This window comes from Paraburkholderia fungorum, from assembly GCF_046027605.1.
GTDB classification, from domain to species: domain Bacteria; phylum Pseudomonadota; class Gammaproteobacteria; order Burkholderiales; family Burkholderiaceae; genus Paraburkholderia; species Paraburkholderia fungorum_F.
The window spans coordinates 25,856-40,244 of the sequence record NZ_JAQQEF010000001.1; the positions used below are offsets into that span (position 1 = coordinate 25,856).

Here is a 14,389-nt window from a genome sequence, read left to right on the forward strand (position 1 = left end):
ATATAGCCGAACTGTGTCTGCTACGGTGAAACCCCGGGGGGGATTCTGACTACCTGGCCCGTGTGAGCAACGCGAAGGATGGCGCACTGTTGGCCGAGCGTACGTTCAGCACGCCTGTGCCGGAGTTGTCGTGATGGAAAGAGGAAAGTGTTTCATTCGCGAGAGGCGGCAACGATTCTTCGTGGGTAAGCCTACCGCCCTCGCTGTATGACAGACTGTTAGCCAAATTGCCCTGGCAATGCAGTCATTCGTCTCCCGAACGCCAACGTTACTTCGCGAGGATAATGTGCGTGGCTCGGTCCGTGGGTACATGCTCGACTGTCCGATATCCCAGAGCGCGGAGATCCAGGCCGCTAAAGAGCGATTCCCCCTGACCCAGCGCAACCGGAGCAACGGCGAGGTGAATCTCATCCACGTAGCCGGCCTGAATGTATTGCTTCACAGTCTCGACACCGCCGCCAATCTTGACGTCCTTTCCGGCCGCCGCTTCGCGCGCCTTTTCTAGTGCATCCTCAATGCCGCCAGAAACAAAATGAAATGTCGTTCCGCCTAGCATCTCAATTGACGGTCGTGGATGATGCGTGAGCACGAAGGTTGGCGCATGATACGGTGGATTGTCACCCCACCAGCCTTTCCATTGATCGTCCGGCCATTCCCCACGAACAGGGCCGAACATGTTGCGACCGAGGATGAAGGCGCCGAAACCTTCCATTGCTCGTTGCGCGAATCTGTCATCAAGGCCAATTTCACCACCTTCTTTGCCCAGCATCTGACGGAAAGTCCGCGTCGGGAAAAACCATTGAAAGATTTCCTCGCCTCGAACACCAAGCGGGTGATCCAGGCTTTGAGCGATTCCCGCAGCAAAGCCATCAAGCGAGACACTAAACCCGGCAACTCTTACCTTAGTCATTAACATCTCCGTTCGGCGCTTTAAATGATGTGGCTTCGAAGCCAGATGATAGTTCGGCTCTCATCCACACGACGCGCGATACGACTGCAAATCGACAACGATTCGACTCGGTGAAAACCCGAATGCGGAGTCCGCACCATCGCATTCCCGCCGACCGGCGCAAACGAGACACTCGCGACACCCCGCTTCTTGTCAATCGCAAGGATAGAACCGCGTCGTTGAGCGACGACGGCAAGCGATTTGCTTTGTCGCACCTATTTGCCAGGGGATTTCCGAAGTAACAGCATCGCGGTCGGACAGTGGTTCACGTATTGTCAGCGTCAGTTCGCACTTCACGTAGCGTGCGCTACCCGCTTTCAGATGCTGTGTCTGTCGCCGTTCCTCCCGGATGCGGGATAGCGTCAGGGGTATCACGGCATTCGCCTGTCTCCGATCGCGCGGCCTCTGGTGAAGCCACCCACGAATGCACGTGAAGCGCATGCACAGTGCGACTGCGTATCGATCTGTATGAGACCAAAGGCCAATTGCCTTTCAATGGCGCGGCTACGTATATTGGTTCCAATCAATCAGGGTCGCAGGCCAGATGACGGCTCGCTACCGCGTTGCAATCGCCAAAGGGAGTGCGCATGCCTAAGTCAATCCGCTACGTCGCAGTTCTTTCACTCCTCACCGTCGCCACAGCCTGTTCGACTGGCGGGAGTTCCATGTCCGGGTCCCAGTCGACGGCAGGCACGCCGGTAGCGGAGGACGCCGTTCTCAAGCAGGACAGTCTCGCTGCGCTGCAAACCTTGTACGCGAAGGAACCCAAGGCAAAAGAAATTGGCGATAGATCGAAGGCGATACTCGTCTTTCCAAACCTGGTTAAGGCCGGCTTTATCGCTGGCGTGCAAGGGGGGGACGGCGTGCTGATCGAGAACGGGAAAATCACTGGCGTCTATAACAACACGGCCGTGTCGTATGGGTTGCAGGCCGGTGTCCAGACGTTCGCGGAAGCCATGTTCCTGACGACTGACGCTGCGGTGAATTACCTCCATAGCAGCGACGGATGGTCGCTCGGCATGGGTCCGAGCGTCGTCGTGGTGGATGCAGGAAAGGCGAGATCACTGACCACGACTACGCTCCAGTCCGACGTTTATGCGTTCATTTTCGGGCAGCAAGGGTTGATGGCCGGTCTTGGGCTGCAAGGCCAGAAGATCACGCGTCTCAGAGGTTAGCGCACGGGCTCGGTCGCATCAGCGCTTAGGGCGTCAGGCTATTCGCCCCGGCTCCGCGAAAAAGTCGACCTTCGCGATGGTCGCTACCATCGCGACGCCCCCGCGCGAGCTCGCCTCCCTCAACTTTCCACGCAATCCCGGCCCGCGTAGCCGTACAGCGGGGCAAGTTCTGCGAACAGATCCGGCGGCCGCAAGCGGGTTGCTTATGTCAACCGGACAAACTCTCAAAACCACCTTCGTAAGGAAAGCATCATGAAATATAGCGTTGTTGCTGCACTTGCCATAGGGCTTGGCTTGACGTTGTCCGCCTCGGCTCAAACGGGCAAGGAAATAAGTCCCGCGAAAATGAAATGCGAGGACTTTGTCGCAGTGGATGAGGCGTACCAACCGGCCCTCGTCTACTGGGTGGCGGGCGTCGATCATCTCGGGGTACGCGAGACCGACACGATGGTAGTCGACACCGCAACGCCCGTCGCCTTAATCGTCGGCGAATGCAAAAAGACGCCGAAGGCCTCGTTCAAGGCCAAGGTCCGAGCGCTCTATAAAAGCGGCCAGATCACACTCTTCGACCATCATTGAGAGTGGCACCGGCAGCGCTATGCAAACAGATCGATGAGCGATCCGGCATGTCGCGATGACAATCGACCATCGAGTTGATTGCGTCGAAGTGCGTCACCGGCTGGTGAAGAGGGGGACTCCGGAGTTGCGCGCATCGGCGCCCGAGCATGAGCACCGGTCATTCAGGTGGGCGTGCGGTCGCCGGGACTTATGGGACTTTGAGCCATGCAACGAACTGTTCGGTACTGGATTGGCCTGGCGACGCTCACGCTCAGTTTCGCATTACAGGCGCAGCAGCCCATCATTTATCCCGCTCGTGGCCAGAGCTGGGAGCGCCAGCAAACCGACACGGCGGAATGCCACTCGTGGGCGCAGCAGACTACCGGGGTCGACCCTGTCGCGCTCGCGGAGCGAATGGCGAACAGCCCGCCCCCACAGCAGCAGCAAGGCCAGATGATGCGCGGCGCGGCAGGCGGCGCACTGTTTGGCACACTGATAGGCGGTGCGGCCGGGGGGCACTGGGGCGAGGGAGCAGGAATCGGTGCGCTCGTGGGCACGATGGGAAGCGGCATGCGCATGCGGCGCGAGCAGCAACAAATGGCCGCGCAGCAGCAAGGCATGCAGCAGCAGGCGTCGAGTCAGCTTGCTACCTATAACCGCGCAGTCGCAGCTTGCATGACCGGACGCGGCTATACCGTCCAGTAAACGTCGCACTTCACTCACCGAACCCGTGGCTGTGCTTTCGCTTACTGGTTCGTGCAGAACAGAAGGAGCCATCATGCTGAAGATTGTGTCGGCCACCGCTCTCGCGGTCCTGGTTTGCGCCATGCCTTCAATGGTGCTCAGCGCAGACTTCGACGGTAGCAAGCCGTTGTTGTGCGCGACCATCGACACGCACTTCTGTGACGTGGGTGAGGTTTGCTACCGGACGCTGCCCGCGACGCTCGGAGCACCGCAGTTCATCCGCATCAACTTCGCAAAGAAGACCATTGTTGGGCCGCAGCGCACGACCGAAATCCAGCACATGGAACCCAGCGATGGGCAGTTGCTTCTTCAAGGCACCGAGTTGGGCTATGCCTGGAGCGTTGCGCTCGATACAAAAACGGGCACGATGTCCACGACGCTCGTCAACCGCGAAGATGTGTTCGTGCTCTTTGGGGCCTGCACCCCGTCTTGATTCCAGTGGACCGATGATCGGCCGTTCGGCGCCGCCTCATGATTGGCTCTTCATGGCCGTTCCCGGAAGATCCGGCCGTCACCTGGCTCGGTGGCGCGCTGGGCTCACAGCTTCGCTCAGTTCGCGGTCTTCGGCGTTAGCGGTTCGAGCCCGGTCCCCTCAATCGCGGGGGCCGCGTCCGGCGATGACAGGAAACGGATCAGCGCCTCTGCGCCCGCTGGATTTTTCGCATTGGCGGCGATGCCCCCGGAAAACACCGTGTACCTTTGTACCTCCGCGGGCAAACTGCCGACCACCGTCACCCCGTCCACCGGCAACAGTTCGACGATCTGCTGAAATCCGAGCTCCGCTTCGCCGTTCGCGACGACACTGGCGACCCGCTCGGCCGGGATCATGCGGCTCTTGCTCTCCACTCGCCCCTCGATACCGAGACGCCGGAATAGTTCGCTGCCGATATAGACTCCATTCGCGTCGTCAGGATAGACGATTGACTTCGCGGCGAGCAGCGTGCGCCGCAATGCGTCGACCGAGCCGATATCTGGCTTCGGCGCTCCCTCGCGAGCCGCGATGCCGATTGCCGAGCGTGCGAAATCCACCTTGCTCCCAGACACGACCTTGCCGGCGTTGATCTGATCGTCGAGCGCATAGCCAACCACGATCAGCACGTCTGCCCACTCGCCGCGCGCAAGTCGCACAGGGATGGCATTCGCGGCCGTGCCCACCACGGGCCCCCAGACGGTGACCAGCGTATCGCCAGCCGCCTCCTCGAATTGTGGACCCAGGGCGCGATAGGCTGACGCAAACCCGCCCGAAATCATCACCTTAACTTCATCTGCCGATGCCGCGACGCTGCACAACAATGCGGCCGCGACGCAGAATACGAGTGCGTGAACCCTCAGCTTGCGGCAAATCACGGCCTCTCTCCATGTCGATCGGATGACCCAGCCCAGACATGCATCGAGTCTGGACGCCACTGAGGATGTTAGCCAGCAGCGCGGCAGCGCGCGCTACATCGATGCCGCGCCAATTCGGAGTCCCCTCGCCGCCGTTCGCGCGATGGCCGCCGCGCACAACCATCCCTAAGTCCGAGGGGCTTCGTCGGCGTCGCTTTCGGCGCCTCAAGCGGGTACGACGATCATCTCGAATGGCGGGACACCGGTATTCGTCGTCCCGGGCAATGTAGGTGAAGCCAGAGTTGGTGACCTCCTGAGCAACGATGAGGTGGTGTTTGGCGTCTACTGCCAGCTGCACGTTGTAGCCCACTATTCCCGAGCCTTTGCCGCTCGTCGCCATGGAACGCGCGTCGGGATCAGTCATCGAGAGTGGGCCATCAGGCTGCGTCTTGAGTTGCTCCTTGATCTGATCGAAGTTTCGCATCTGCTCGCGCAAGCGCGCTATCTTGTCCTGCAATCGAGTCGCCTTTGCTTCCAGCTCAGCGGGTTGCGTACGATCGGCAGTTTCCAGCGCGCTCAGATACCGCTGGATGCTCTCCTCGATCTGCTTCTGCCGCTTGTCGACCTTACCCTCAGTGAAGTTGTGATCCTGATCGGATTGTCCTCGGCAACGAAGTCATCAAGGCATTCTGGAAGCAGCGTCACCTGCTTGCGATCTTCACCTTCTATGAATCGCTTCATCCGGTCACCCAAGCTGAATGAGTTAATCCAGTTTAGGCGATCAACGCGTTTTCACACACCCTCGACCCTTTGCAGCCGCTGGATGTACTCGCGCTAAATGGCTGGTGATTATCACTGGCCGGGCGATGCCGGAAATAGTGCGTCTTCGGCAGCGGGATACTCGGCTTGTTTCTTCGCGCGTCCCTTCCCGAGCATCACCTAAGCGACGATTCGACGGCTATCGTGAAGCTGGGGGCCGGCCTGATGGCGACGCTTGCGGCTCTCGTACCTGGTCTCCTGATCGCCTCGGCAAAAATTTCCTTCGACCGGCTTGACGAGGAGTTCACGCAGACCGCGGCAACGGTCGTTATGCTCGATCGCACCCTAGCCGATTGTTCGTCGGCCTGGACCCTGAAACGGTCGACTTCTCGGACCCTGCGCTACCCGTCCATCGTGTTCAATTCGCGACCCGAAGACACTGCGGACGCCGCGGCTCGCTGGTTCAAAAGTGAATAACCGCTGGGCCAATCCCGGTCCGACACAGACCTCCATCGATCGCCGACCGTAGCAGGTATGCGAAAGACACAAGCCGACCCAGACCCAACCCCCACTCACATCACCCCGTAATCCGCTCCGTAGTCATCGCCCGCGACAACCCATGCATCGGCCGGCGCAGCGCGACATCGAACGGATTGGTCTGCGGGCCGATCGCATCGGCCTGGCGCCGCAATAATTCAACCACCATCGGCAGGCGATCGTCACCGAGACGCGCCGCCAGCGTGCCCACACTCAGCGCTGCCACCGCCACCCCGGTGCGGTCCAGAATCGGCACTGCCACGCCCGCCATACCATCGAGCACACCGCTATTGCGCCCCGCATAACCGAGTTGGCGCACGCGCTCGATCTCGGTGCGCAAATACACCTCGTCGAGCACGCCGTAGCCGCGAATCCGCGGCACGTTGAAGCGAATGATCTCCTCACGCTCCGCTTCCGGCAGGAACGCGAGAATCGCCAGACTCCCCTGACCGACACCCAATGCCACACGCCCGCCAATATCGCCGGTAAACGAGCGAATCGGAAACGGCCCCTCGCAAATGTCGAGACACACCGCGTCGAAGCTGCTTTTGACGAGCAGGAAAATGGTATCGCCAAGACTCGCGCACAACCGCAGCAACGCCGGACGGCACAGCGTGCGCATGCCGCTCGGATTGCCGGCCTGCGCGGCAAGCGCGAAGAAATCGACACTCAGCCGATACAGTTTCGAACTCTCATCCTGTTCGACGATGCCTTCAGCGATCAGCGCATGAAGAATGCGGTGCACCGTACCCTGCGTCAGCCCTACCGCTTTCGCGAGCCGCGTGACGCGGCCGCCGTCGGGTTGCGCTTCGGATAACGCGCGGATCACGGCGAAGGCGCGCTCAAGCATCCCGGGCCCGGGCGCACCGCCCGTGTCGGCCAAAGCAGGATCGGCATCTCGTTTGGCGGCAGCATTCATCTCCAGCGCTCCGAATTATTTCATTGACCGGAACACTATAGAGGGTTTTATCCGTGAACGGAATATTCGCCGCACGCCCGTCTCTTTCGGACTTGCATATGATTCACAGGGATTTTCCCAACGCCACGCAGCGGAATAGTCGCAGCCAATTCTGCCCAATATATTCCATTGAATAGAATTTTTTCCAATCTTATACCGTCAAACGGAATTTGAAATTGACGCCCGGCAATTTGGCTAGATAGAGTCGGCTCCATCGAATCAGTCACCGATCGAAGCGGTGTCGATTTATCCAAAGGCCAGCTCATGTCGTTTCTCACACTCACAGACGTAGCGAAATCGTTCGGCGATCTGCAGGCAGTCGCCGACGTGAACCTGTCGGTTGAAAAAGGCGAGTTCGTTTCGCTGCTCGGGCCGTCCGGCTGCGGCAAGACCACTACGCTGCAGATGATCGCGGGCTTCGTCGAAACGACGCGCGGGCGCATCACGCTCGACGGCCGCGACATCACGCACATGAAGCCGAACAGGCGCGGCCTCGGCATCGTGTTCCAGAGCTACGCGCTGTTTCCGCATATGAGCGTCGCGGACAACGTCGGCTTCGGGCTCGAGATGCGCAACATCGACAAGGCCGAGCGCAAGGAGCGCGTGCGCGAAGCGCTGGCGCTGGTGCGGCTCGATACGCTCGCGCACCGCTTTCCGCGCGAATTGTCCGGCGGTCAGCGGCAACGGGTGGCGATTGCCCGCGCAATCGTGATCGCGCCGCCCGTGCTGCTGCTCGATGAACCGATGTCGAACCTCGACGCCAAACTGCGCGAAGACATGCAGTTCGAACTGCGCGCCATTCAACGCAAGATCGGCACGACCACCATCATGGTGACGCACGACCAGTCGGAAGCGTTGTCGATCAGCGACCGCGTGGTGGTGATGGAAGCCGGCCGCATCACACAGATCGACACGCCATACGAAGCGTAGGAGCGCCCCGAAAACCGTTTCGTCTCACAGTTCATCGGCAAGGCGAACATGCTGGCGGGCACCGTGGTGTCGCGCGATGGCGACGCGATCCGCATCGACCTCGGACACGATCTCGCCGAGACCGGCCACACCGCGCAACTGCCGATGCGCGAGCGTGTGATCGGCGTCGGCGACGCGGTGACGTTGTGCATCCGCCCCGAAAAGCTGCGCCTGTGCGCGCCGGACGCGGGGCGTTTGACGGCCACCGTGACGAGCCGTTTCTTCCTCGGCAGCCAATGGCTGTACCGCGTGGATAGCCGGCTCGGCGAAGTGCTGGTGTGCTGCCAGAACGAAGGCACCGAGCCGCTACCCGAGGGCGCGGCGGTGGGTGTCGACTGGAACAGCGAGGCCATCCGCTTCATTCAACGGGATGCGCATCATGGCTAGTACGCTGCCCGCTTCGAACAACAACAGCACGAAGACCGGCAATGCGCGCCGCGCGCCGTGGCAGGCGTTTTTGCCATTGTGGCTGATGTGCGCGCCGGCTTTCCTGCTGTTTGCCACGCTCGTGCTGGTGCCGCTCGTGATGACGCTGGTGCTGACCTTCTACCGCTTCGATCCGTCGAGCGGCCCACTCGCCGCATTCCAGTTCGGCAACTACGCGGAAGTGCTGAAATCGTCGTATTTCCACACGATCTTCCTGCGCACCTTCGGCATCGCTTTTCTGACCACCCTGCTGTGCATCGTGATCGGCACGCCGGAAGCCTACGTGCTGTCGCGCATGCGCGATCCGTATCGCTCGATGTTCCTGCTGATCATTCTCGCGCCGCTGCTGGTTTCGGTGGTGGTACGCGCGTTCGGCTGGAGCATGCTGCTCAACAGCAACGGCCTCGTGAATCAGGCCTTTGGTCTCATTGGGCTTGGGCCGTACAAGCTCGAATACACCACCTTCGCCATTGTCATTGCACTGGTGCACGTGATGCTGCCGTTCATGGTGATTCCGGTGTGGACCGCGTTGCAGAAGCTCGACCCGCAAACGGAAAATGCCGCGCTTTCGCTCATGGCATCGCCCGCCACGACGTTGCGCCGCATCGTGTTGCCACAACTCACGCCGGGCATCCTGTCCGGCAGCCTGATGGTGTTCGGCCTGTCGGCGAGCGCCTTCGCGATTCCCGGCCTGCTCGGCGGACGACGCCTGAAAGTCGCCGCCACCGCCGTCTATGACGAATTCCTCGGCTCGCTGAACTGGCCGCTGGGCGCAACCATCGCGCTCCTGCTGCTGGTCGCGAATCTGGTCGTGATGCTCACGTACTACCGGGTTCTGGAACGCAAGTACACCAGAAGTCTGGGTTAATGCATCGCTCATTCAACACATCACTGGGTGAGAACATCATGAGAAAAAACGGCCCCATTGCGCTGATTTTCCACACGCTCGTCATTGCGTTCGTGCTCGCGCCGCTCGTCATCGTGGTGCTGGTCGCCTTCACGCCCGACGAAACGCTCACGCTGCCGACGCACGGCGTATCGCTGCGCTGGTTCCGCGCAATCCTCAACTATCCCGACTTCATCTCGGCGTTCTTCAACAGTCTGAAGCTGGCGTTTGCGTCGGCGACGTTGTCGTTGATCATCGCGTTGCCTGCCGCATTGGCGATCGGACGCGCACGCTTTCCGGGTCGCGGCTTGCTCAACGGCTTGCTGCTGTCGCCGCTGGTGATCCCCGGGCTCGTGCTCGGTATCGCCCTGCTGCGCTTCTTCGCGCTGATCGGCGCAACGGGTTCGTTCGCGTGGCTCGTGCTCGCGCACATGATCATCATCACGCCGTTCGTGATGCGGCTGGTGCTGGCTTCGGTCAGCGGTCTCGACCGCAGCGTCGAACATGCCGCGCACTCGCTCGGCGCCGATGCGTGGACCACGTTTCGCCGCATCACCTTCCCGATGATTCTGCCGGGCATTACCGGCGGCTGGTTGCTCGCGTTCATCAACAGCTTCGACGAGCTGACGATGTCGATCTTCGTGACTTCGCCGCAAACCGTCACGCTGCCGGTGCGCATGTACATGTACGCGACGGAATCGATCGATCCGATGATGGCCTCCGTCTCCGCGCTAGTGATCTTCATTACCGCCGGCGCGATGCTGCTGCTCGATCGCGTCTATGGGCTCAACCGGATTCTGATCGGCCAGCACTGATGTCTTCTACTGCCCTCTCTCACATGCTGTCGAATTTGCCGTCTTCCGAAACCACCGTGCCGAAACGTGATGCGCAGTTCATTCGCGTCGCGGAGACGCAGCGCGAGCCGCTCAGCTTTTTTATCGACGGTCACGAAGTCACCGCGTTGCAAGGCGACACGCTGCTGACCGCCGTATTGATGCAACAACGTCGTGTGCGCGAAAGCGAATTCAGCGGCGCGCCGCGCGCCGGCTTCTGCCTGATTGGCGCCTGTCAGGATTGCTGGATGCGTACCGAAGAGGGATTGCGTTTGCGCGCGTGCTCGACACCGGTGACGCAGGGCATGCGGGTGGTCACGCGGCGCTATGACGTTGCCTCGGTCGCTGCCGTTGCTTCTGATTCTGATTCTGACTCCACTGTCGTCTCGCCTGCGACTGCAAATGGAGACAGGCAATGAGCAACGAACACCGCGTGATTATCGTCGGCGCGGGACCGGCGGGCGTGCGCGCGGCCGAAACGCTGGTCGCGGCCGGCATCGAGCCGATCGTGCTGGATGAAAACGCTCGCTGGGGTGGACAGATCTATCGTCAACCGCCCGCGAACGGCGCGTTCCAGCGCTCGAAGAAAACGCTCTATGGTTTTGAAGCGCATAAGGCCGACGCGTTGCATACGACCATGGCCACGCTTCTTGCGCACCTCGACTATCGTCCCGACACGCTGGCCTGGGCATGTGAGCCGGGCCGCCTCGACACGCTGCATGCGGGACGCGAAATCAGCGTGCCGTTTTCGCATCTGATCATCGCGAGCGGCGCCACCGATCGCGTGCTACCGGTGCCGGGCTGGACACTGCCCGGCGTCTATACGTTAGGCGGTGCACAAGTCGCCCTGAAGGCACAGGGCTGTGCGATCGGTCAGCGCGTGGTACTCGCGGGTACGGGCCCGCTGCTCTATCTCGTCGCTTACCAGTACGTGAAAGCCGGCGCACAGGTGGTCGCCGTGCTTGACACGAGTCCGCTATCGCAGCAGATCGCGGCCGCGCCGAAACTCGCACGGCAACCCGCTACCTTCGCCAAAGGACTCTATTACGTCGGCTGGCTGACCATGCGCGGCGTGCGGATCGAACGCGATGTGAGCCTGATCGGCATTCGCGGCGAGCACGGCGTCAGTGCCATCGAATGGCGCGCTTCAAGCGGAAACGCGAAGACCGAAACCATCGCGTGCGATGCCGTCGGCATCAGCTTCGGTCTGAAGCCGGAAACCCAACTCGCCGATCTGGCCGGGTGCCGCTTCCGTTTCGACGCGCACAACCGGTGCTGGCTGCCCGAACTCGACCCCGCCGGCCGCAGCTCCGTGCGCGGCATCTACCTGGCGGGCGACGGTGCCGGCATCGCCGGCGCCGACGCTGCCGAACTCGCCGGACGCCGCACCGCGTTGGCGCTACTCGATGATCTCGGCATTGCGCATCCGCGTGGCCTCGGTATGCGCGATGCGGCTTCGCTCGAGCGCAACCTGCAACGCATCGCCGTGTTTCGCGAGGGTATTGAAGCGGCATTCGCGCCGCCCGCCAGATGCGCGGCGCAGTGGCCCGACGACATGACCGTGTGCCGCTGCGAAGAAATCGATGCGGGCACCTTGCGGCACTGCATCCGTAGCGGCGAAGCGAATGAGATCAACCGCCTCAAGGCACTCACTCGCGTCGGCATGGGCCGTTGCCAGGGCCGCATGTGTGGCGAGGCGGCCTTGACCTTGCTCGCGGAAGAAACCGGCAAACCTCTCGAAACCGTAGGCCGTCTGCGCAGCCAGCCGCCTGTCAAACCGATTCCGCTATCGCCCGCAATGTATGCCGACGGCGTCGCGGAGATTCCCGAGGAGGCACGCGATGAGTGACACCCTGCACTACGATGTCGCGATTGCGGGCGGCGGCCTGGTCGGCTCGTCGACGGCATTGGCACTGGCGCGCCGCGGCTTGCGCGTGGGCCTGTTCGAGCGGCGTTATTGCGGCGCGCAGGCAAGCGGCGTGAACTATGGTGGCGTGCGTGTCCAGGGACGGCCGGTCGAACAGATGCCGCTCGCCATGCGCGCACGGCGCGTCTGGGATCGTTTGCCGGAGTTGATCGGTATCGACGGTGAATTCACCGTGTCGGGACATTTGCGACTCGCGCGCAGCGAAGCCGATTTTGCGGCGCTCGAAGCATGGGCGGACATGGCGCGCGGTCACGGTTTGCAAGCGCAGTTGATCAGCGGCGCGGCGTTCCGGCAACGCTATCCATGGCTGGGTCACGCAGCAGTCGGCGGCTCGCTGTGCGCAACCGATGGTCACGCAAACCCGCGTCTGGTCTCACCCGCGTTCGCACGCGCCGCGCGAGCCGCGGGCGCGGATGTGCGCGAACAAACCGAGTTGACCGCAATTCATCACGACGGCACACGCTTTCAGTTACGCGCAGGCGACACCCGCATCAGCGCCGACTGGCTGATCAATTCCGCCGGCGCATGGGCGAATACAGTTGCCGGTTACTTCGGCGAAACCGCGCCGATGCAACCGATCTATCCGAACATGTGGGTCACCGAGCCCCTGCCGCTGTTCATCACGCACAACCTCGGCGTATACGGGGGCGGCATTTACGCGCGGCAAGTGGCGCGCGGCAATTGCGTGATCGGTGGCGGGCGCGGACATGGCGACGGCGAATATGGCCAACCGTCGACGGAAACCACCCGCGCCGTGATGCGCGATGCGTGCGCCCTGCTGCCCGCGCTGCGCGAAGCGTTGCTGATCCGCACATGGAGCGGTGTGGAAGGCGAAACGCCCGACAGCAATCCGATCATCGGTGCGAGCCGCACGGCGCCGCGTCTGTTGCATGCATTCGGCTTTTCGGGTGGCGGGTTTCTGCTGGCGCCAGGCGTCGGCGAAGTACTCGCGGATATTGTGATCGATGGCGCAACGGCCACGCCACTCGATGCTTTCTCGATCAATCGCTTTGCTGCTGTTGCGGCGCCCTCCGTCGCCTAGTGCTTACCCAGGTTATCGCTTAGTTACCGCTTAGTTACCGCTTAGTTACCGCTTAGTTACCGCTTGGTTGCCGCTTGGTTGCCGCTCAGTTGCCGATTACTTATCGCTTACTTATCGCCCAGTCATCGCCTCGTTATCGTTTAGTGAAACTCAGGAGCCCTTCAATGAAACTGTTCAAGACAATCGCGGCACTGGCCGCATTGTGCGCATTCGGTGCGGCCGAGCCGGCATGGTCGCAGAGCAAGACCATCTACATCGGCATGAACGGCGGTCCGATGGAAAAGGCCTATACGAGCCAGGTCCTTCCCGACTTCGAGAAAGCCAACAATGTCAAAGTGGTCGTGGTGCCCGGCACCTCGTCGGACATTCTCGCCAAGCTGCTCGCCAACAAGGCCAACCCGCAAATCCACGTGGTGTTTCTCGACGACGGCGTGATGGCGCGCGCAGTCAGCATGGGCGTGTGCAAGAAGCTTGACGACGCGCCGGTACTCAAGGAGCTCTACCCGTTCGCGCGCATGAAGGACGACATGGGCGCGGGCGTGCAACTCGGCATGACCGGCATCGCGTACAACAAGAAACTGTTCGCTGAAAAAGGCTGGGCGCCGCCGACTTCGTGGATGGACTTTGCCGATCCGAAATACAAGGGCACGGTGGTGTTTCAGTCCGCATCGAGCAGCACCTTCGGCCTGCACGGCTTTCTGGCGATCAACCGTTTGATGGGCGGCAGCGAGCAGAACGTCGAACCCGGCTTTACGAAGTGGGCCAGCACGGTCGGCCCGAACGTCGTGGAGTACGTGGCGAACTCGGCGAAGATCTCCGAAATGATCCAGACCGGTGAGGCGGGTCTGTTCCCGTTGACGCCGACCGCCGTGGGCGATCTGCAGGACAAGGGCATCCCAGTCGGCTATGTGAATCCGAAGGAAGGTCCGGTGTTGCTGCTGGTCGATCTGTGCGTGGTCAACAACAACCCCGATCCGCAATTGGCACAGAAGCTCGCGCAGTTCCTGCTTTCAGCGCCGGCGCAGACAAAAGCTGCCGAGGCCGGCAAGCAGATTCCGACCAATCGTCTCGCGAAGATGACGCCGCCGATGCAGCAGAGCCTCGGCAATGTCGACGATCTGGTGAAGAAGGTGACCGTGGTGGATTGGGACACGATCAATGCGCATCGTGCGCAATGGGATACGCGCTGGAATCGGCAGATCGAGCGTTAAGCTGGCATATGTATCGGTGGGTCGGCGCATAGGATGACCGCGCCGCACTTCCCCGCATCAATGAAAAACGCGCGCCTTGTTCGCTACAA

Annotated in this window: 14 protein-coding genes and 2 pseudogenes; 12 read left to right on the forward strand and 4 right to left on the reverse strand. The window is 61.4% G+C overall.

The features are described from left to right. Positions 1 to 268: 268 nt before the first annotated feature. Positions 269 to 910 carry a dihydrofolate reductase family protein gene (locus PQR53_RS00120; RefSeq protein WP_408450396.1) on the reverse strand — a complete coding sequence of 214 codons (642 nt, stop codon included), beginning with the start codon at positions 908 to 910 and terminating at the stop codon, positions 269 to 271. 704 nt (positions 911 to 1,614) lie between these two features. Between PQR53_RS00120 and PQR53_RS00125 the strand changes: the two genes are divergently transcribed. From PQR53_RS00125 to PQR53_RS00140, 4 genes are all read left to right on the forward strand, one after another. Beyond that, the gene (locus PQR53_RS00125) at positions 1,615 to 2,124 is read left to right on the forward strand and encodes a lipid-binding SYLF domain-containing protein (protein ID WP_408450397.1); all 510 of its coding nucleotides are present in this window, start codon (positions 1,615 to 1,617) and stop codon (positions 2,122 to 2,124) included. 252 nt (positions 2,125 to 2,376) lie between these two features. Then, entirely contained in the window at positions 2,377 to 2,703 is a 327-nt protein-coding gene (locus tag PQR53_RS00130; protein ID WP_408450399.1) for an HdeA/HdeB family chaperone, read from the forward strand. Between the two features lie 204 nt (positions 2,704 to 2,907). Then, on the forward strand, positions 2,908 to 3,387 hold the full coding sequence (locus PQR53_RS00135) for a glycine zipper family protein (protein ID WP_408450400.1): 480 nt from the start codon (positions 2,908 to 2,910) through the stop codon (positions 3,385 to 3,387). Positions 3,388 to 3,460: 73 nt separating this feature from the next. Beyond that, positions 3,461 to 3,859 (forward strand): hypothetical protein, encoded by a 399-nt coding sequence (locus PQR53_RS00140; RefSeq protein WP_408450402.1) that lies wholly within the window; start codon positions 3,461 to 3,463, stop codon positions 3,857 to 3,859. 116 nt (positions 3,860 to 3,975) lie between these two features. On the opposite strand, the gene PQR53_RS00145 is transcribed toward PQR53_RS00140, so the two are convergent. Both PQR53_RS00145 and PQR53_RS00150 read right to left on the reverse strand, forming a co-directional pair. Continuing rightward, positions 3,976 to 4,677 carry a substrate-binding domain-containing protein gene (locus PQR53_RS00145; RefSeq protein ID WP_408451132.1) on the reverse strand — a complete coding sequence of 234 codons (702 nt, stop codon included), beginning with the start codon at positions 4,675 to 4,677 and terminating at the stop codon, positions 3,976 to 3,978. 370 nt (positions 4,678 to 5,047) lie between these two features. Further along, positions 5,048 to 5,404, reverse strand: a pseudogene (locus PQR53_RS00150) (IS5/IS1182 family transposase); the annotation flags it as partial. A gap of 254 nt (positions 5,405 to 5,658) precedes the next feature. Here PQR53_RS00150 and PQR53_RS00155 point away from each other — a divergent pair. Continuing rightward, entirely contained in the window at positions 5,659 to 5,988 is a 330-nt protein-coding gene (locus PQR53_RS00155) for a hypothetical protein (RefSeq protein WP_408450404.1), read from the forward strand. 100 nt (positions 5,989 to 6,088) lie between these two features. Here PQR53_RS00155 and PQR53_RS00160 read toward each other — a convergent pair whose 3' ends face one another. Further along, complete coding sequence (locus tag PQR53_RS00160; RefSeq protein WP_408450406.1) at positions 6,089 to 6,967, reverse strand: IclR family transcriptional regulator; 879 nt, start codon at positions 6,965 to 6,967, stop codon at positions 6,089 to 6,091. A 303-nt stretch (positions 6,968 to 7,270) separates the two neighbouring features. Between PQR53_RS00160 and PQR53_RS00165 the strand changes: the two are divergent. The 7 genes and pseudogenes from PQR53_RS00165 (at position 7,271) to PQR53_RS00195 (ending at position 14,300) form a co-directional block, all read left to right on the forward strand. Then, a pseudogene (locus PQR53_RS00165) lies at positions 7,271 to 8,362 on the forward strand (ABC transporter ATP-binding protein). Beyond that, positions 8,355 to 9,269 (forward strand): ABC transporter permease, encoded by a 915-nt coding sequence (locus PQR53_RS00170; RefSeq protein WP_408450408.1) that lies wholly within the window; start codon positions 8,355 to 8,357, stop codon positions 9,267 to 9,269. Before PQR53_RS00165 ends, PQR53_RS00170 begins: the two are co-directional and overlap by 8 nt. A gap of 38 nt (positions 9,270 to 9,307) precedes the next feature. After that, entirely contained in the window at positions 9,308 to 10,102 is a 795-nt protein-coding gene (locus PQR53_RS00175) for an ABC transporter permease (protein ID WP_408450409.1), read from the forward strand. A 23-nt stretch (positions 10,103 to 10,125) separates the two neighbouring features. Then, positions 10,126 to 10,539, forward strand: coding sequence for a (2Fe-2S)-binding protein (locus tag PQR53_RS00180; RefSeq protein ID WP_408451133.1), 414 nt, complete (start codon positions 10,126 to 10,128; stop codon positions 10,537 to 10,539). Further along, a complete protein-coding gene (locus tag PQR53_RS00185) occupies positions 10,536 to 11,969 on the forward strand; it encodes an FAD/NAD(P)-dependent oxidoreductase (RefSeq protein ID WP_408450411.1) in 1,434 nt (477 codons plus the stop codon). Before PQR53_RS00180 ends, PQR53_RS00185 begins: the two co-directional genes overlap by 4 nt. Next, the gene (locus PQR53_RS00190) at positions 11,962 to 13,089 is read left to right on the forward strand and encodes an NAD(P)/FAD-dependent oxidoreductase (RefSeq protein WP_408450413.1); all 1,128 of its coding nucleotides are present in this window, start codon (positions 11,962 to 11,964) and stop codon (positions 13,087 to 13,089) included. The genes PQR53_RS00185 and PQR53_RS00190 overlap by 8 nt, the downstream gene beginning before the upstream one ends. Before the next feature lie 164 nt (positions 13,090 to 13,253). After that, on the forward strand, positions 13,254 to 14,300 hold the full coding sequence (locus tag PQR53_RS00195) for an ABC transporter substrate-binding protein (RefSeq protein ID WP_408450415.1): 1,047 nt from the start codon (positions 13,254 to 13,256) through the stop codon (positions 14,298 to 14,300). The last annotated feature ends 89 nt before the right edge of the window (positions 14,301 to 14,389 follow it).